The 16,696-nt window shown below is 48.8% G+C and carries 23 protein-coding genes; all 23 read right to left on the bottom strand.

Annotation, left to right across the window (positions count from 1 at the left end; genetic code table 11):
• Window positions 1–17 precede the first annotated feature (17 nt).
• Complete coding sequence (rplF, locus tag MKX64_RS12900; RefSeq protein ID WP_095267548.1) at window positions 18–560, bottom strand: 50S ribosomal protein L6; 543 nt, start codon at window positions 558–560, stop codon at window positions 18–20.
• A gap of 30 nt (window positions 561–590) precedes the next feature.
• On the bottom strand, window positions 591–989 hold the full coding sequence (rpsH, locus tag MKX64_RS12895) for a 30S ribosomal protein S8 (RefSeq protein ID WP_095267547.1): 399 nt from the start codon (window positions 987–989) through the stop codon (window positions 591–593).
• Between the two features lie 33 nt (window positions 990–1,022).
• Window positions 1,023–1,208: a type Z 30S ribosomal protein S14 gene (locus tag MKX64_RS12890; protein ID WP_013312154.1), complete on the bottom strand. Its 186-nt coding sequence runs from the start codon at window positions 1,206–1,208 to the stop codon at window positions 1,023–1,025.
• Between the two features lie 47 nt (window positions 1,209–1,255).
• Complete coding sequence (rplE, locus tag MKX64_RS12885; RefSeq protein ID WP_095267546.1) at window positions 1,256–1,798, bottom strand: 50S ribosomal protein L5; 543 nt, start codon at window positions 1,796–1,798, stop codon at window positions 1,256–1,258.
• Between the two features lie 29 nt (window positions 1,799–1,827).
• On the bottom strand, window positions 1,828–2,184 hold the full coding sequence (rplX, locus tag MKX64_RS12880; protein WP_095267545.1) for a 50S ribosomal protein L24: 357 nt from the start codon (window positions 2,182–2,184) through the stop codon (window positions 1,828–1,830).
• A gap of 48 nt (window positions 2,185–2,232) precedes the next feature.
• Complete coding sequence (gene rplN / locus MKX64_RS12875; protein WP_095267544.1) at window positions 2,233–2,601, bottom strand: 50S ribosomal protein L14; 369 nt, start codon at window positions 2,599–2,601, stop codon at window positions 2,233–2,235.
• Between the two features lie 35 nt (window positions 2,602–2,636).
• Entirely contained in the window at window positions 2,637–2,903 is a 267-nt protein-coding gene (gene rpsQ, locus MKX64_RS12870) for a 30S ribosomal protein S17 (RefSeq protein WP_007132560.1), read from the bottom strand.
• A gap of 45 nt (window positions 2,904–2,948) precedes the next feature.
• On the bottom strand, window positions 2,949–3,146 hold the full coding sequence (gene rpmC / locus MKX64_RS12865) for a 50S ribosomal protein L29 (protein ID WP_007132561.1): 198 nt from the start codon (window positions 3,144–3,146) through the stop codon (window positions 2,949–2,951).
• Window positions 3,136–3,570: a 50S ribosomal protein L16 gene (gene rplP / locus MKX64_RS12860; RefSeq protein WP_095267543.1), complete on the bottom strand. Its 435-nt coding sequence runs from the start codon at window positions 3,568–3,570 to the stop codon at window positions 3,136–3,138. Before rplP ends, rpmC begins: the two co-directional genes overlap by 11 nt.
• Before the next feature lie 2 nt (window positions 3,571–3,572).
• Complete coding sequence (rpsC, locus tag MKX64_RS12855) at window positions 3,573–4,238, bottom strand: 30S ribosomal protein S3 (RefSeq protein WP_007132563.1); 666 nt, start codon at window positions 4,236–4,238, stop codon at window positions 3,573–3,575.
• A gap of 13 nt (window positions 4,239–4,251) precedes the next feature.
• Window positions 4,252–4,584 carry a 50S ribosomal protein L22 gene (gene rplV, locus MKX64_RS12850; RefSeq protein ID WP_095267542.1) on the bottom strand — a complete coding sequence of 111 codons (333 nt, stop codon included), beginning with the start codon at window positions 4,582–4,584 and terminating at the stop codon, window positions 4,252–4,254.
• Between the two features lie 35 nt (window positions 4,585–4,619).
• Window positions 4,620–4,895 carry a 30S ribosomal protein S19 gene (gene rpsS, locus MKX64_RS12845; protein WP_095267541.1) on the bottom strand — a complete coding sequence of 92 codons (276 nt, stop codon included), beginning with the start codon at window positions 4,893–4,895 and terminating at the stop codon, window positions 4,620–4,622.
• 70 nt (window positions 4,896–4,965) lie between these two features.
• Window positions 4,966–5,796, bottom strand: a complete 831-nt coding sequence (rplB, locus tag MKX64_RS12840) for a 50S ribosomal protein L2 (RefSeq protein WP_095267540.1) — start codon at window positions 5,794–5,796, stop codon at window positions 4,966–4,968.
• A gap of 29 nt (window positions 5,797–5,825) precedes the next feature.
• On the bottom strand, window positions 5,826–6,119 hold the full coding sequence (gene rplW / locus MKX64_RS12835) for a 50S ribosomal protein L23 (protein ID WP_095267539.1): 294 nt from the start codon (window positions 6,117–6,119) through the stop codon (window positions 5,826–5,828).
• Entirely contained in the window at window positions 6,119–6,742 is a 624-nt protein-coding gene (gene rplD, locus MKX64_RS12830) for a 50S ribosomal protein L4 (RefSeq protein ID WP_095267538.1), read from the bottom strand. Before rplD ends, rplW begins: the two co-directional genes overlap by 1 nt.
• Before the next feature lie 26 nt (window positions 6,743–6,768).
• Window positions 6,769–7,392, bottom strand: coding sequence for a 50S ribosomal protein L3 (rplC, locus tag MKX64_RS12825; RefSeq protein ID WP_095267537.1), 624 nt, complete (start codon window positions 7,390–7,392; stop codon window positions 6,769–6,771).
• Window positions 7,393–7,430: 38 nt separating this feature from the next.
• Window positions 7,431–7,739, bottom strand: coding sequence for a 30S ribosomal protein S10 (gene rpsJ / locus MKX64_RS12820; RefSeq protein WP_006676490.1), 309 nt, complete (start codon window positions 7,737–7,739; stop codon window positions 7,431–7,433).
• A gap of 401 nt (window positions 7,740–8,140) precedes the next feature.
• Window positions 8,141–9,331, bottom strand: a complete 1,191-nt coding sequence (gene tuf / locus MKX64_RS12815) for an elongation factor Tu (RefSeq protein ID WP_095267536.1) — start codon at window positions 9,329–9,331, stop codon at window positions 8,141–8,143.
• 94 nt (window positions 9,332–9,425) lie between these two features.
• Window positions 9,426–11,504: an elongation factor G gene (gene fusA / locus MKX64_RS12810; protein WP_095267535.1), complete on the bottom strand. Its 2,079-nt coding sequence runs from the start codon at window positions 11,502–11,504 to the stop codon at window positions 9,426–9,428.
• Between the two features lie 46 nt (window positions 11,505–11,550).
• Entirely contained in the window at window positions 11,551–12,021 is a 471-nt protein-coding gene (gene rpsG / locus MKX64_RS12805) for a 30S ribosomal protein S7 (protein ID WP_095267534.1), read from the bottom strand.
• A gap of 51 nt (window positions 12,022–12,072) precedes the next feature.
• Window positions 12,073–12,495, bottom strand: coding sequence for a 30S ribosomal protein S12 (gene rpsL / locus MKX64_RS12800; RefSeq protein ID WP_095267533.1), 423 nt, complete (start codon window positions 12,493–12,495; stop codon window positions 12,073–12,075).
• Window positions 12,496–12,633: 138 nt separating this feature from the next.
• A complete protein-coding gene (locus MKX64_RS12795; protein ID WP_095267532.1) occupies window positions 12,634–12,885 on the bottom strand; it encodes a ribosomal L7Ae/L30e/S12e/Gadd45 family protein in 252 nt (83 codons plus the stop codon).
• A gap of 175 nt (window positions 12,886–13,060) precedes the next feature.
• Window positions 13,061–16,675 (bottom strand): DNA-directed RNA polymerase subunit beta', encoded by a 3,615-nt coding sequence (gene rpoC / locus MKX64_RS12790; RefSeq protein WP_095267531.1) that lies wholly within the window; start codon window positions 16,673–16,675, stop codon window positions 13,061–13,063.
• Between the last annotated feature and the right edge of the window lie 21 nt (window positions 16,676–16,696).

Here is a 16,696-nt window from a genome sequence, read left to right as displayed (position 1 = left end):
CCGAAGCGTCAAGCAGCTTATTTCTTCTTACCGGCTTTACCTTCCTTACGGATAATGCGTTCGCCTTCGTATTTGATCCCTTTGCCTTTGTAAGGCTCAGGCTCACGTACAGAACGGATCTTAGCAGCGTATGCACCTACACGCTCTTTATCGATACCTTTAACTGTAATTTTGGTGTTTCCAGCTACTTCGAACTCGATGCCGGCTTCCGGTGCAATTTCTACTGGGTGGGAGTAACCCACGTTCAGTACGATTTTGTCTCCGGACTTGCTGGCACGGTATCCGACGCCAACCAGTTCAAGGTTCTTCGAGAAGCCTTCTGTTACACCGCTAACCATATTCGAGACAACGCTGCGGGTTGTGCCGTGAAGAGAACGATGCATTTTGTTGTCGGATGGACGCACAACATTAATTTCGTTATTTTCTACAGTAATTTGCATATCTTTATGCAGTACACGAGTCAGGGTTCCTTTCGGTCCTTTCACCGTGATGACATTGTTATCCAATGTAACATCTACACCGCTTGGGATTGCAATTGGTTTACGACCAATACGGGACATACAGTTACACCTCCTATCTTGTGACGTTGATTACCATACGTAGCAGAGAACTTCTCCGCCAGCTTTGGCTTGACGAGCTTCTTTGTCGGTCATAACTCCCTTGGATGTGGAGATGATCGCGATACCCAGTCCACCGAGAACACGAGGAACTTCATTGCTCTTCGTGTAAACGCGAAGACCTGGTTTACTGATTCTTTTCAGACCTGTGATGACACGTTCGTTGTTTGCGCCGTACTTAAGGAATACACGGATGATCCCTTGTTTGTTATCTTCCACAAACTCCGCATCACGGATGAAACCTTCACGCTTCAAAATTTCAGCGATTTGTTTCTTAATCGTCGAAGCAGGCATTTCTACCGTTTCGTGGCGAACCGTGTTCGCGTTACGAATACGAGTTAGCATATCTGCAATTGGATCGGACATAGTCATGTAGGATAAACCTCCTTCCCGGTTATAAACTTCTTACCAGCTTGCTTTTTTCACGCCAGGAATCTGGCCTTTATAAGCTAATTCACGGAAACAAATTCTGCAAATCTTAAACTTCTGCAGTACCGAATGTGGACGACCACAACGCTCACAACGAGTATAAGCCCGTACTTTGAACTTAGGTGTGCGTTGTTGTTTAACTTTCATCGAAGTTTTTGCCACTTAGCCTGACACCTCCTAAATAGTTTCGGAGAAAAGGGACAACCGTCTTATTTCGCAAAAGGCATGCCCAGTTGAGCAAGCAGTTCACGGGATTCTTCGTCGGTTTTTGCTGTCGTTACGATAACGATGTCCATACCGCGAACTTTATCCACTTTGTCATACTCAATTTCAGGGAAAATGAGTTGTTCTTTCAAGCCGAGCGTATAGTTTCCACGTCCGTCAAACGCCTTGGTGGATACACCTTGGAAGTCACGTACACGCGGAAGCGTAACGTTGAACAGCTTGTCGAGGAAGTAGTACATGCGCTCACCGCGCAGGGTTACTTTTACCCCGATTGGCATGTTCTCACGCAGTTTGAAGCCTGCGATGGATTTTTTCGCACGAGTGATAACCGGCTTTTGACCAGCGATCAGCTGCATGTCGTTTACAGCGGAATCAAGCACCTTCGAGTTCGCTACAGCGTCACCTACACCCATGTTGATGACAACCTTCTCGATTTTTGGTACTTGCATTACTGTTTTATAGTTAAACTTCTGCATCAGCGCAGGAGTTACTTCGTTCAGAAAACGTTCTTTCATTCTTGCTGCCATGATTCAAGGACCTCCTTTCTTAACAAGTCTTATTTATCAAGAACTTCTCCGGATCTTTTCGCGACGCGAACTTTCTTGCCGTTGTCGAGTACCTTGTAACCGATACGGGTTACTTTTCCGCTCTTCGGATCAACGTGCATGACGTTCGAGACATGGATCGGAGCCTCTTTTTCAATAATCCCGCCTTGAGGGTTCGCTTGGTTCGGCTTTTGGTGCTTCTTGATCATGTTCACACCTTCAACCAGAACGCGGTTCTCCCGAGGGTACGCAGCAATGACACGGCCTTTCTTGCCTTTGTCCTTACCGCTGATAACAATAACTGTGTCGTCCTTCTTCACGTGCAGTTTATTGTTATGGGATTCCAGAACTTTTTTCACATTAGCCATTCGTTACACCTCCTATGACTAGCCAGTTCTTCTTACTTGTCCGTGCTATTAGATAACTTCCGGAGCCAAGGAAACGATTTTCATGTAGTCTCTTTCGCGAAGTTCGCGAGCAACTGGTCCGAAAATACGAGTTCCGCGTGGGCTTCTGTCTTCTTTCACTACAACCGCTGCATTCTCGTCAAAAGAGATGTAGGATCCGTCCTTACGACGCACAGAACGTTTCGTACGAACAACAACCGCTCTAACAACGTCACCCTTTTTGACAACGCCTCCTGGTGTTGCTTGTTTGACGGAGCATACGATCAGATCACCGATTTGAGCTGTACGGCGACCCGTTCCACCCAATACGCGGATACACATCAGTTCCTTCGCACCAGAGTTGTCGGCCACAGCCAAACGTGTAAATGGTTGAATCATTTCAATTTCCTCCTTTCGGACAAACTGATTACAAGTTAGATGATAACCGCTTTTTCGACCACTTCAACCAGTCTCCAGCGCTTGTCTTTGGAGAGAGGGCGAGTTTCCATGATTTTAACGGTATCTCCGATTTGAGCTTCATTGTTCTCATCATGCGCTTTAAATTTCTTCGTGTATTTAATGCGCTTGTGGTACAAGTCATGCTTCTTATACGTCTCAACAGCTACAACGATGGTTTTATCCATTTTGTCACTGACGACTTTACCGATTTGCACTTTACGAGCATTGCGTTCTTCGCTCATTTGTTAGCCTCCTTCCTGAATCCAGACACTCACATGTCCGTTTCATTAACTAATCCCAAGTTCTCTTTCACGGATAACGGTTTTAGCACGAGCTATTTCTTTGCGAACGTCACGAATCCGAGTTGGATTGTCAAGCTGGCCTGTAGCCAATTGAAAACGGAGGTTAAAGAGTTCCTCTTTAAATCCGGCGATTTTTTGCTCGATTTCTGCAGTGGTTAAGTTGCGCAGTTCATTAGCTTTCATTTGCTTCACCACCCACTTCTTCTCGTTTCACAAACTTCGTTTTCACAGGCAGCTTGTGAGCGGCGAGACGCATCGCTTCGCGGGCGATTTCCTCGGACACGCCTCCAAGTTCAAACATGACTTTGCCTGGTTTAACAACAGCAACCCATTTCTCAACGTTACCTTTACCGCTACCCATACGAACCTCGAGAGGCTTCTGAGTGATCGGCTTATCCGGGAAGATTTTGATCCATACTTTACCACCCCGGCGGATGTAACGAGTCATAGCAATACGGGCAGCTTCGATCTGACGGTTGGTGATCCAACCTGGTTCCGTAGCTTGCAGACCGAATTCACCGAAGAGTACTTCAGTACCGCCTTTAGCTCTACCTCTCATATTACCGCGTTGTTGCTTGCGGTGTTTTACGCGCTTTGGTACCAACATGATTAGTTGCCTCCTTCCTGAGCAGCTTGTTTCTTAGCCGTAGGAAGAACCTCTCCACGATAGATCCATACTTTCACGCCGATACGGCCGTAAGTCGTATGCGCTTCTGCTGTACCATAGTCGATGTCTGCACGAAGCGTATGAAGTGGAACAGTTCCTTCACTGTAGCCTTCCGTACGAGCAATCTCGGCTCCGCCAAGACGTCCGCTGACCGATGTTTTGATCCCCTTCGCTCCTGCACGCATCGTTCTTTGAATTGCTTGTTTCAGTGCACGACGGAAAGATACACGACGTTCCAGCTGTTGTGCAATGCTTTCAGCAACAAGAATTGCGTCCAGTTCAGGGTTTTTAATTTCAGAAATGTTGATGTGAACTTTTTTGCCGCCAGCGATTTTAGTCACTTGTCCGCGCAGCACTTCTACCTCGGAACCACCTTTACCGATAACCATGCCTGGTTTCGCAGTGTGGATCGTCACGTTCACACGGTTTGCCGCTCTCTCGATTTCAATACGGGATACAGCGGAGTCTTTCAATTTATTTTTCAGGTATTCACGGATTTTCACGTCTTCCAGCAAAAGATCACCGAAATCTTTGCCTGCATACCATTTGGATTCCCAATCACGGATAATACCGATACGGAGTCCTACTGGATTTACCTTTTGGCCCACACGTTTTCCCTCCTTATTTTTCAGCTACCACCAAAGTAATATGGCTGGTGCGTTTGTTAATCCGGCTTGCACGTCCCATCGCACGTGGGCGGAAACGTTTCATGGTCGGACCTTGGTTAACATAAGCTTGGGTTACAACCAATTTATTAACATCCAAAGAGTAGTTGTGCTCAGCATTCGCAACAGCCGAGTTCAGCAACTTCTCCACGATTGGAGATGCAGCCTTTGGAGTGTGACGAAGAATTGCGATCGCTTCGCCGACTTGCTTGCCGCGGATCAAGTCAACTACGAGTTGAGCTTTACGAGGAGCAATCCGAATCGATCTTGCATGTGCTTTTGCTTCCATTGTTTAACCTCCTCTCAAACAAAGAGCTTCGTTAATTATCTTCTCGTTTTCTTATCGTCTTCGTGACCTTTGTAAGTACGAGTTGGAGCAAACTCACCCAACTTGTGTCCTACCATGTCCTCTGTTACATATACAGGCACATGCTTGCGGCCGTCATATACACCGAACGTGTGACCGATAAATTGCGGGAAAATAGTGGAACGGCGGGACCAAGTTTTGATCACAGCCTTTTTGTTCGAGCTGTTCATTTCCTCTACTTTTTTAAGCAGGTATCCGTCGACGAAAGGTCCTTTTTTCAAACTGCGGCTCATATAGAAATCCTCCCTTCACCAAATGATCTCGTTACCTTCGGCACTTCACGAAGCTATGCGAGTGAGCGCATTACTTCGTGCGGCGGCGAACGATATATTTGTCAGAAGCTTTGCCTTTTTTACGGGTTTTGTAACCAAGGGTTGGTTTACCCCAAGGAGACATAGGAGACTTACGTCCGATTGGAGCGCGGCCTTCACCACCACCGTGAGGGTGATCGTTAGGGTTCATAACAACCCCGCGCACTTCAGGACGCTGTCCGAGCCAGCGGCTGCGGCCTGCTTTACCGATTTTGATCAACTCATGGTCTTGGTTACCCACAGAACCGATGGTTGCACGGCAAGTTTTCAGGATGTGACGAACTTCACCGGAAGACAAACGAATCGTTACGTATTTATCTTCTTTACCGAGAAGCTGTGCTTCTGTACCAGCAGCGCGAACCAATTGTCCGCCTTTGCCTGGCTTCAATTCGATATTGTGGATAACAGTACCCACCGGAATGTTCTCAAGCGGCAGTGCGTTACCGATTTTGATGTCGGCACCTACGCCGGAAACAACTTGATCTCCTACTTTCAGACCTTTAGGAGCGATGATGTAGCGCTTCTCTCCGTCTGCGTAGTGAATCAGAGCGATATTGGAAGTACGGTTTGGATCGTACTCAATCGTAGCAACGCGACCTGGAATGCCGTCTTTGTTACGTTTGAAGTCGATGATCCGGTATTTACGTTTATGTCCGCCGCCATGATGACGAACCGTAATTTTACCTTGGTTATTGCGGCCAGCTGTTTTGCTCAGCGGCGCCAAAAGCGATTTCTCCGGCTTGTTCGTGGTGATCTCTTCGAAAGTCGACACGGACATGTTACGGCGAGCCGGGGATGTCGGTTTATACTTTTTAATAGGCACTGTGTTTTCCCTCCTTACTCAAGAAATTGTTATTCTGCAGATTCAAAGAATTCGAGCGGCTTGCTGTCCGGAGTAAGCGTTACGATCGCTTTCTTCCATTCGGAAGTGTAACCGGAATAACGGCCATAGCGTTTCGGCTTCGCCGGAACACGCATCGTATTCACATTCGAAACTTTCACTTTGAAAATGGATTCAACAGCTTGTTTGATCTCGGTTTTGTTCGCACGAATATCAACTTCAAAAGCATATTTCAGATCTGCCATGTAGTCAGCCGTACGTTCCGTGATCACCGGGCGCTTGATAATATCGCGTGGGTCCTTCATTACGCGAGCACCTCCTCTACCTTCTGAACTGCTTCTTTCGTAATGATCAGTTGATCGTACGACAGTACGTCAAGAACATTAATGCCATCAGCCGCTACAAACTTCACTCCCGGAATGTTACGAGCGGAAAGGGCAACGTTGTCATCGTAGCTAGGAGCAACGATCAGAGCTTTACGTCCTACTTTAAGGTTGCTCAGGATGCTTGCAAACTCTTTCGTTTTTGGCGCATTCAGCGTCAATTGATCCAGTACGATAATTGCATTGTCGTTCACTTTAGAAGACAAAGCGGATTTGATCGCCAGACGACGAACTTTCTTAGGAAGTTTGAAGGAATAGCTGCGCGGAGTTGGTCCGAATACGGTACCGCCGCCTTTCCATTGTGGTGCACGGATCGATCCTTGACGAGCGCGTCCTGTGCCTTTTTGTTTCCAAGGCTTACGACCGCCGCCGCGTACTTCAGAACGTCCTTTTACTTTATGCGTACCGCGACGAAGGGAAGCGCGCTGCAGCAATACTGCACTGTGCATAACATGCACGTTCGGCTCAATCCCGAATACCGCTTCATTCAGTTCTACTTCGCCAACTTGGCTACCGCTGACATTATAAAGTGCTACTTTAGGCATTGTTTGCTCCTCCTTTCTTTAGGTGATTATTTCTTCACCGTTTCTTTAATTTGCACAAAGCCTTTTTTCGGTCCTGGAACGGAACCTTTAACAAGGATAACGTTACGCTCAGCGTCTACCTTGATCACTTCAAGCTTTTGGATGGTAACTGTTTCGTGGCCCATGTGACCTGGCAGGCGTTTTCCTTTAGGAACACGGTTAGCCTGGATCGAACCCATGGAACCTGGTCTGCGATGATAACGGGAACCGTGAGACATTGGTCCGCGGCTTTGTCCCCAACGCTTGATAACACCTTGGAAACCTTTACCCTTGGAAATACCGGTTACGTCAACAAATTCGCCTTCGGAGAAGACATCTGCCTTCAGCTCCTGGCCGACCTCGACACTCGCGAGGTCAACACCGCGAATTTCGCGAACGTAGCGCTTAGGTGCAGTATTTGCTTTTTTCGCATGTCCTGCTTCTGGTTTGTTGGCACGTTGCTCTTTCTTATCAGCGAAACCAACCTGGATCGCTTCGTATCCATCGTTCTCAAGATCTTTTTTCTGCAGAACAACACAAGGACCTGCTTCGATAACCGTTACAGGGATTACATTACCTTCTGGAGTAAACACTTGAGTCATTCCGAGTTTTCTACCTAAGATACCTTTCATGTTGACACCTCTTTTCTTTTCACTAATTCATTATGCAATTACAGTTTGATTTCGATATCTACACCGGACGGCAGGTCCAAGCGCATCAAGGCATCCACAGTTTGTGGAGTCGGGTTCACGATATCGATCAAGCGTTTATGAGTACGCATCTCGAACTGTTCCCGAGAATCCTTATACTTGTGCACCGCACGGAGAATGGTAATTACTTGTTTCTCAGTTGGAAGCGGGATCGGACCGGAAACACCAGCACCCGAACGTTTAGCTGTCTCAACGATTTTCTCAGCGGATTGATCAAGAATTCTGTGGTCGTATGCTTTCAAGCGAATACGAATTTTTTGCTTTGCCATTTTATTCCCTCCTTCTATCGCCCAATTTGGTATCGGACATACTCCGTGAAAATTTTCCGATCACCCTCCTCATGGCAAAGGGGCCGGGTGTGTCGGTAACCTCTCACATCATCGCAACGTCGCAGAACAACATTCACTATTATATAGAAAAGATAGGCGTATTGCAAGCATTAAATCATAATTCATGAAAAGCCATGTATTGGCTGTTATCAGTATAGATCTCCGTCCCCCGTCTTAAACACGGGACAGGAATTGCTTCGCAAATTCTATCATATATATAGAAGGAAGTTGTCACAGAAAAAGAGCCCGGCCTTGAGGGCCGGACTCTCTTATCGTTACATCACATTGTTGCTCGTTACAGTACACTGTTGCATATCGATCGCTTATGGAATAAGCGTTAATTACTTAATGATGGAAGCAACGGAACCAGCACCTACAGTACGGCCGCCTTCACGGATGGAGAACTTCGTACCTTCTTCGATCGCGATTGGAGCGATCAGTTGAACGGTAACGGTGATGTTGTCACCAGGCATTACCATGTCAGTTCCTTCTGGCAGGTTGATTACGCCAGTTACGTCCGTAGTACGGAAGTAGAACTGTGGACGGTAGCCAGTGAAGAAAGGCTTATGACGTCCGCCCTCTTCTTTGCTCAGTACGTATACTTGAGCAGTGAACTCCGTGTGTGGTTTAACGGATGCAGGCTTAGCAAGTACTTGACCGCGCTCGATTTGAGTACGCTCAACACCGCGAAGCAATGCGCCGATGTTGTCACCAGCTTGTGCGGAATCCAGCAATTTACGGAACATCTCAACGCCCGTAACAACGGATTTGCGAGTCTCTTCAGCGATACCCACGATTTCAATCTCGTCACCAACTTTGATCGTACCGCGCTCTACACGACCAGTAGCAACAGTACCACGACCTGTGATGGAGAATACGTCCTCAACAGGCATCAAGAAAGGCTTCTCAGTGTCGCGCTCTGGCAGTGGGATGTACTCGTCGATGGTTTTGAACATTTCAACGATTTTGTCAGCCCAAGGACCATCTGGGTTTTGCAGCGCTTCACGAGCGGAACCACGAGTGATTGGAGTGTCGTCGCCTGGGAAGTCATATTCGCTCAGCAGGTCACGAACTTCCATTTCAACCAGTTCCAGAAGCTCTTCGTCTTCTACCATGTCGCATTTGTTCAGGAATACAACGATGTAAGGAACGCCTACCTGACGGGACAGCAGGATGTGTTCGCGAGTTTGCGGCATTGGGCCGTCAGCTGCGGATACAACCAAGATTGCGCCGTCCATTTGAGCAGCACCAGTGATCATGTTTTTAACATAGTCAGCGTGACCTGGGCAGTCAACGTGTGCATAGTGACGAGTATCAGTTTCGTATTCAACGTGAGCTGTGGAGATTGTGATACCGCGCTCGCGCTCTTCAGGAGCTTTGTCGATTTGGTCGAATGCTACAGCAGCACCGCCGTATCTTTTGGACAATACAGTAGTGATTGCAGCAGTCAAAGTTGTTTTACCATGGTCAACGTGACCGATAGTACCGATGTTAACATGGGGTTTCGTACGTTCGTATTTAGCCTTTGCCATTTGAACAATTCCTCCTTAAGGGGATATATATGTTAGGCTGGAACGGAATGAACGGGACGATCATCCCGTCTCCTAATCCAGCAGGTGAAACTTATTACTCTGCGCCTTTGAACTTGGTCACAATTTCATCGGAGATATTCTTAGGAACTTCTTCGTAATGGGAGAGTTCCATCGAGAATACGCCGCGGCCTTGTGTACCGGAACGAAGAGTTGTAGAGTAACCGAACATTTCGGAGAGAGGCACTTTCGCACGGATAATTTGCGTACCGCCACGGGAGTCCATACCTTCGATACGTCCACGGCGGGAGTTCAGCATACCCATTACGTCGCCCATGTATTCCTCAGGCACGGTAACTTCTACTTTCATGATTGGCTCAAGCAGGACAGGACTACATACATCCTTCGCCGCTTTCAAAGCCATAGAACCGGCGATTTTGAACGCCATTTCATTGGAGTCAACATCATGGTAAGAACCGTCAACGATTGTAGCTTTAACGTCTACAAGCGGGAAGCCGGCAAGTACACCGTTCTTCATCTGCTCTTCAATACCTTGTTGTGCTGGTCCAATATATTCTCTAGGTACAGCACCGCCGACGATCTTGCTGTCGAACTGGTTGCCGCTACCCGCTTCGAGAGGTTCGAACTCAACCCATACGTGACCGTATTGACCACGACCACCGGACTGACGGACGAATTTACCTTCAACACGCCCTGGCTTGCGGAAGGTTTCGCGATAAGCAACCTGAGGCTTACCAACGTTGGTCTCAACCTTGAACTCACGACGCATACGGTCGATGATGATATCAAGGTGAAGCTCACCCATACCTGCCAGAATCGTTTGGCCGGTTTCCTCATCCGTATGAGCGCGAAGCGTTGGATCCTCTTCTGTCAACTTACCGAGGGCCACACCCATTTTATCCTGGTCGGCTTTTGTTTTAGGCTCAACTGCGATTTCGATAACCGGATCCGGGAAGTTCATGGACTCCAGAATAACTGGATGCTTCTCATCACACAGTGTATCACCTGTACCGGTATCTTTCAAACCTACAGCTGCCGCGATATCACCAGCATAAACCTGGTTGATTTCTTGACGGCTGTTCGCATGCATCTGAAGGATACGACCGATACGCTCGCGCTTGCCTTTCGTTGCATTCAGTACGTAAGAGCCGGATTGCAGAATACCGGAATACACACGGAAGAACGTCAGCTTACCAACATAAGGGTCCGTCATGATTTTGAACGCCAGAGCAGCAAATGGCTCTTCATCGGCAGATTTGCGGCTTACTTCCGTTCCGTCTTCAAGGGTACCCTTGATGTCCGGTACGTCAACTGGAGCCGGCAGATAGTCGATAACAGCGTCAAGCATCAGCTGAACACCTTTGTTACGATAAGAAGATCCGCAGATTACAGGGAAGATTTTAACCTCTACTACACCTTTGCGCAGAGCAGCTTTCAGCTCCTCAACCGTGATTTCTTCACCTTCAAGGTATTTCATGGTCAGATCTTCGTCCAGCTCAGCTACCTTCTCGATAAGCTCGTTGCGAAGCTCTTCAACTTGATCTTTGTATTCGGCTGGAATCTCAGCTTCTTCGATGTTCTGGCCGAGGTCATCCTTATACATATAAGCTTTTTCCTCGACAAGATCGATGATGCCGATGAAGTCAGCTTCTGCACCAATCGGAAGCTGAATCGCTACCGCATTCGCTTGCAGACGATCTCTCATGTCTTTTACAACATTCAAGAAGTCAGCGCCGATAATATCCATTTTGTTCACATATGCGATCCGCGGTACACCGTAACGGTCTGCTTGTCTCCATACGGTTTCCGACTGAGGTTCAACGCCCTCTTTCGCACTGAATACACCTACTGCCCCATCCAATACACGAAGGGAACGTTCAACTTCTACTGTGAAGTCAACGTGCCCCGGGGTGTCGATAATATTAACGCGATGACCTTTCCACTGAGCGGTTGTAGCAGCGGACGTAATTGTGATTCCGCGCTCCTGCTCTTGCTCCATCCAGTCCATCGTAGCAGCACCCTCGTGAACTTCCCCGATTTTGTGCGTACGACCGGTATAGAACAAGATCCGCTCTGTGGTGGTCGTCTTACCAGCGTCAATATGCGCCATGATCCCGATGTTACGTGTATTTTTCAAGGAGAACTCTCTTGCCATGCGAATAGTCTCCCTTCAAAATTGAAGTTTAATGTGACTGTTAATCCTACCAGCGGTAGTGAGCAAATGCTTTGTTTGCTTCAGCCATTTTGTGCGTGTCTTCACGCTTCTTAACGGAAGCGCCTGTGTTGTTGGAAGCATCGATAATCTCTGCTGCCAAACGCTCTTCCATTGTTTTCTCACCGCGTGTGCGAGAGTAGTTTACGAGCCAACGTAATCCAAGGGATGTACGTCTCTCTGGTTTAACTTCGATCGGAACCTGGTAGTTTGCACCGCCGACACGACGAGCTTTAACTTCCAGTACTGGCATGATGTTCTTGATAGCAGCTTCGAATACTTCCATCGGATCATTGCCTGTACGTTCCTTGATGATGTTGAATGCATTGTAAAGGATGCTTTGAGCAACACCTCTTTTACCATCCAACATGATACGGTTGATCAGACGAGTAACCAGCTTGCTGTTGTACACCGGATCCGGCAGCACGTCTCTTTTTGTAACTGGACCTTTGCGTGGCATGGATATCCCCCTTTCTTCAATCATGGTCATGCTATTGTTGTCACATGAGCATTAGTTGCTTTTTGCTTTCGGACGCTTCGTACCGTATTTGGAACGAGCTTGCATCCGGTTGTTAACACCAGCGGTATCAAGCGCACCGCGAACGATGTGGTAACGTACACCCGGAAGGTCTTTTACCCGTCCGCCGCGAACCAATACAACGCTGTGCTCCTGCAAGTTATGACCGATACCCGGAATGTATGCCGTCACCTCAATGCGGTTCGTCAAGCGAACACGGGCATATTTACGAAGTGCGGAGTTCGGTTTCTTCGGCGTCATTGTACCTACACGAGTGCAAACACCGCGTTTTTGCGGAGCGCTCAAGTTCGTCTCCTCACGTTTCAAAGCGTTGAATCCTTTTTGAAGAGCTGGAGATTTCGACTTGTACACTTTTGCTTGACGGCCTTTGCGAACCAGTTGGTTAATTGTTGGCATTCTAGCCACCCCCTTCCCGTAATTATCATCCTGTTACAAACCAAGTTTTAAGTCCACAGACCCAGGCGGTTCATAAAAGAACAAATGAAAAGTTTTTGCCGAGAGAAGTACGCTCCTCCAACAAAAACAGTTTCCTACTCATGATTTTAAGACTGCGACCATGGCTGCGCCGACTTCTATGCCGCACGCTTCCCCAAGCCCCTTCATCGTAGGCACATAATTGATATGCACTTGATGCTTGCTGCACAGGGATACGATCTTGGTTATCAGACGCTGATCACAATCTTCAGCCACATAGACTTCTGCGGCCTGGCCTGTTTCCACGGCCTTCATCGTTTGTTTGGTGCCGATCTTGACATGTGCATCCTGTAATCCTTTTTCATTAGACACAAGCATTCCTCCAAAAGATCAGGGAACAAGGCAACTATTCACGCACCTTTGCTATATTAGCATCTGCCCCAAACGATGTCAAGCTATTAAATCGGATAAAAAAAGAAACTCTGGGACGGGAGCAAAGCGCCGGATTACGGCTGCTTTCACATCCCGTCCCATCCTTTCTTTCTTGTTACTCTACGGAAGCTGGCTCCAGTTCCTGATTTTCGTCGTTCAGAAGATCCTGACCTTCGAATTTCACGCTGCGGTAGCGGTTCATACCGGTACCGGCAGGAATCAGCTTACCGATAATGACGTTCTCTTTCAGACCGAGCAGCTGGTCGACTTTACCTTTGATGGCGGCGTCGGTCAGCACGCGCGTAGTCTCCTGGAAGGAGGCTGCGGACAGGAATGAGTCGGTTTCCAGAGACGCTTTTGTAATCCCGAGCAGCACCGGCTTGGCAACTGCCGGCTCTTTACCGGACAGAATCGCTTCCTTGTTCGCTGACTCGTATTCATGGATATCCACGTAAGAGCCTGGCAGCAGGTTCGTATCTCCCGCATCAACGATACGGATTTTGCGCAGCATCTGCCGGATCATCACTTCAACGTGTTTATCGTTGATTTCCACACCCTGGTTCCGGTAAACGCGCTGTACTTCCTGCAGAATGTAGTTCTGCACACCGCGAATCCCTTTGATGCGAAGCATTTCTTTCGGATCGATGGATCCGTCTGTCAGCTCGTCACCGGCTTCAATATGCTGTCCTTCGCTTACGCGCAGACGGGAGCCGTATGTGACGGAGTAGACTTTCGTTTCCGCTTCGCCCTGAACTTCAATCTCACGACGGTCTTTCGTCTCGCGGATCTCTTTGACGACGCCGTCGATCTCACTAATGGTCGCTTGACCTTTAGGGTTACGGGCCTCGAAGAGCTCCTGGATACGCGGAAGACCTTGCGTAATATCGTCACCGGCAACACCGCCTGTGTGGAATGTACGCATCGTAAGCTGGGTTCCCGGTTCACCGATGGATTGGGCGGCGATGATACCAACCGCTTCACCAATTTCAACATGTTTGCCGGTAGCCAGGTTGCGGCCGTAGCATTTTTTGCAGACGCCATAGCGAGCGCGGCAGCTGAGAATCGAACGAATCTGAACTTTCTCTACGCCAGCCTTCACGATTTCGGCCGCTTTGTCCGAATCGATCAGCTCGTTGCGGTTCACGATAATTTCCTTTGTTTCCGGATGACGAACGGTTTCGAAGGAATAACGGCCTTCGATACGATCATACAGATCCTCGATGACTTCCTTGCCGTCCTGGATGCGGCTTACGGTAAAGCCTTTATCCGTGCTGCACTCGTCCTCGCGTACAATCACGTCCTGGGCGACATCGACCAGACGACGTGTCAAGTAACCGGAGTCAGCGGTACGAAGCGCGGTATCGGCCAGACCTTTACGCGCACCGTGCGTGGACAGGAAGTACTCGAGTACCGTCAGTCCTTCGCGGAAGTTCGATTTGATTGGCAATTCGATGATTCGACCGGACGGGTTGGCCATCAGACCCCGCATACCGCCCAGCTGGGTGATCTGCGATTTGTTACCCCGCGCTTTGGAGTCCACCATGAGCATGATGGAGTTGAAGCGGTCCATCGATTTCATCAGAACTTCCGTAATGTCGTCCTTCGCTTTGGACCAGATATCAATAACGCGGTCATAGCGTTCTTCATTGGTGATCAGACCGCGACGGTATTGGTTCGTAACGACGTTAACCTTCTCATCGGACTCTCTCAGAATCTCGTTCTTCTCTTCCGGCACGATAACGTCGGAGACCGCTACGGTCACGCCGGCACGTGTCGAGTACGTGAAGCCGAGCTGCTTGATTTTGTCCAGAATGATGGAGGTTTCGGTTGTATGGTACGTTTCGAAGCAGCGAGCAATAATCTGACCCAGATATTCCTTACCGACAGCACCGCTGATCGGAAGATTCTGAATCACTTCTTGAATATCGGTGCCTTTTTCGTAAATGAAATACTTCTCCGGCGTACCTTGAAGCAAGTTCGTACGCGTAGCTTCGTTAATATACGGGAAGCTTGCCGGGAAAATCTCGTTAAAGATGATCCGGCCGATCGTCGTTACGAGCATCGCTTGCTGCTGTTTCTCGGTAAAGCTGGTTTTGCCAAGCGCTTTAACCGGGATGGCAACACGTGCATGAAGACCTGCAACACCGCGCTGATATGCGGATACCGCCTCGTTCACGCTGCCCAGAATCATGCCGGTGCCCTTCTCTTCCTTGTTGTCCATCGTCAGATAGAAGGAACCAAGGACCATATCCTGGGAAGGGGTAACGACAGGCTTGCCGTCTTTTGGGTTCAAAATGTTGCCGGATGCCAGCATAAGGAGACGAGCTTCCGCCTGTGCCTCTGCAGACAACGGCACGTGAACCGCCATTTGGTCACCGTCAAAGTCCGCGTTGTACGCTGTACATACGAGCGGGTGAAGACGAATCGCGTGACCTTCAACGAGAATCGGCTCAAACGCCTGGATACCGAGTCTGTGAAGCGTAGGGGCACGGTTAAGCAGTACCGGATGCTCCTTGATCACTTCTTCAAGCACGTCCCAGACCTCTGGGCTTACACGTTCAACTTTGCGTTTTGCACTCTTGATGTTGTGAGCCAGACCTTTGTTGACCAGCTCTTTCATCACAAATGGCTTGAACAGCTCAAGCGCCATTTTCTTAGGCAGACCGCACTGATACATCTTCAGGTACGGACCTACGACGATAACGGAACGACCGGAGTAGTCTACCCGTTTACCGAGCAGGTTCTGCCGGAAGCGCCCTTGCTTACCTTTCAGCATGTGGCTGAGGGATTTCAGAGGACGGTTGCCCGGTCCTGTAACCGGACGGCCGCGACGGCCGTTATCGATGAGCGCGTCAACCGCTTCCTGAAGCATACGCTTCTCGTTCTGTACGATGATGTCCGGAGCTCCGAGATCCAGCAGACGCTTCAAACGGTTGTTCCGGTTAATAACACGGCGATACAGGTCATTCAGGTCAGAAGTGGCAAAACGTCCGCCATCCAGCTGAACCATCGGACGAAGCTCAGGCGGGATCACCGGCAGTACATCCATCACCATCCACTCCGGCTTGTTGCCGGAATTGCGGAACGCCTCAATGACTTCAAGGCGCTTAATGGCGCGGTTGCGGCGCTGGCCTTGTGCCGTACGCAGCTCTTCTTTCAGGAATTCCAGTTCTTTTTCAATATCCAGATCCTGAAGAAGCTTCTTCACAGCCTCAGCACCCATGCCAGCCTGGAAACCATAACCGTACTTCTCACGATAGCTGCGATATTCTTTCTCGGACAGCAGCTGTTTTTTCTCCAGCGGCGTATCGCCTGGATCGGTTACGACATAAGATGCGAAATAGATGATCTCCTCAAGAGATCTTGGAGACATATCCAGCGCCAGACCCATCCGGCTTGGAATGCCTTTGAAGTACCAGATATGGGATACAGGAGCGGCCAGCTCAATATGTCCCATCCGCTCGCGGCGGACTTTGGCACGCGTAACTTCGACGCCGCAGCGATCGCAGACAACGCCTTTATAACGGACACGCTTATATTTACCGCAATGACATTCCCAGTCCTTTTGAGGACCGAAAATCCGTTCACAGAACAAGCCTTCCTTTTCCGGCTTCAATGTCCGGTAGTTAATCGTTTCCGGCTTCTTCACCTCGCCGCGGGACCAAGAACGAATCTTCTCCGGGGAAGCAAGACCGATTTTCATATACTCAAAATTGTTAACGTCCAACAAGGAGCAACCCTCCTCAACCTA

It is taken from the genome of Paenibacillus sp. FSL M8-0334, assembly GCF_038000405.1.
Classification (GTDB): Bacteria; Bacillota; Bacilli; order Paenibacillales; family Paenibacillaceae; genus Paenibacillus_AQ; species Paenibacillus_AQ campinasensis.
The sequence above is the reverse complement of the archived record's forward strand: the minus strand, read 5'-3'. Positions and strand labels throughout refer to the sequence as shown.

Bases quoted from the DNA above. Each gene is read 5' to 3' on its own strand.
- rplW (WP_095267539.1), bottom strand. From the start codon at position 6,119: ATGAAGGACCCACGCGATATTATCAAGCGCCCGGTGATCACGGAACGT.
- rplP (WP_095267543.1), bottom strand. From the start codon at position 3,570: ATGTTGGTACCAAAGCGCGTAAAACACCGCAAGCAACAACGCGGTAAT.
- rplX (WP_095267545.1), bottom strand. From the start codon at position 2,184: ATGGCTAATGTGAAAAAAGTTCTGGAATCCCATAACAATAAACTGCAC.
- fusA (WP_095267535.1), bottom strand. From the start codon at position 11,504: ATGGCAAGAGAGTTCTCCTTGAAAAATACACGTAACATCGGGATCATG.
- tuf (WP_095267536.1), bottom strand. From the start codon at position 9,331: ATGGCAAAGGCTAAATACGAACGTACGAAACCCCATGTTAACATCGGT.
- rpsQ (WP_007132560.1), bottom strand. From the start codon at position 2,903: ATGAGCGAAGAACGCAATGCTCGTAAAGTGCAAATCGGTAAAGTCGTC.
- rpmC (WP_007132561.1), bottom strand. From the start codon at position 3,146: ATGAAAGCTAATGAACTGCGCAACTTAACCACTGCAGAAATCGAGCAA.
- rplV (WP_095267542.1), bottom strand. From the start codon at position 4,584: ATGGAAGCAAAAGCACATGCAAGATCGATTCGGATTGCTCCTCGTAAA.
- rpsS (WP_095267541.1), bottom strand. From the start codon at position 4,895: ATGAGCCGCAGTTTGAAAAAAGGACCTTTCGTCGACGGATACCTGCTT.
- rplC (WP_095267537.1), bottom strand. From the start codon at position 7,392: ATGAAAGGTATCTTAGGTAGAAAACTCGGAATGACTCAAGTGTTTACT.
- rplN (WP_095267544.1), bottom strand. From the start codon at position 2,601: ATGATTCAACCATTTACACGTTTGGCTGTGGCCGACAACTCTGGTGCG.
- rplF (WP_095267548.1), bottom strand. From the start codon at position 560: ATGTCCCGTATTGGTCGTAAACCAATTGCAATCCCAAGCGGTGTAGAT.
- rplD (WP_095267538.1), bottom strand. From the start codon at position 6,742: ATGCCTAAAGTAGCACTTTATAATGTCAGCGGTAGCCAAGTTGGCGAA.
- rpsG (WP_095267534.1), bottom strand. From the start codon at position 12,021: ATGCCACGCAAAGGTCCAGTTACAAAAAGAGACGTGCTGCCGGATCCG.
- rpsJ (WP_006676490.1), bottom strand. From the start codon at position 7,739: ATGGCAAAGCAAAAAATTCGTATTCGCTTGAAAGCATACGACCACAGA.
- rpsL (WP_095267533.1), bottom strand. From the start codon at position 12,495: ATGCCAACAATTAACCAACTGGTTCGCAAAGGCCGTCAAGCAAAAGTG.
- rplE (WP_095267546.1), bottom strand. From the start codon at position 1,798: ATGGCAGCAAGAATGAAAGAACGTTTTCTGAACGAAGTAACTCCTGCG.
- rpsH (WP_095267547.1), bottom strand. From the start codon at position 989: ATGACTATGTCCGATCCAATTGCAGATATGCTAACTCGTATTCGTAAC.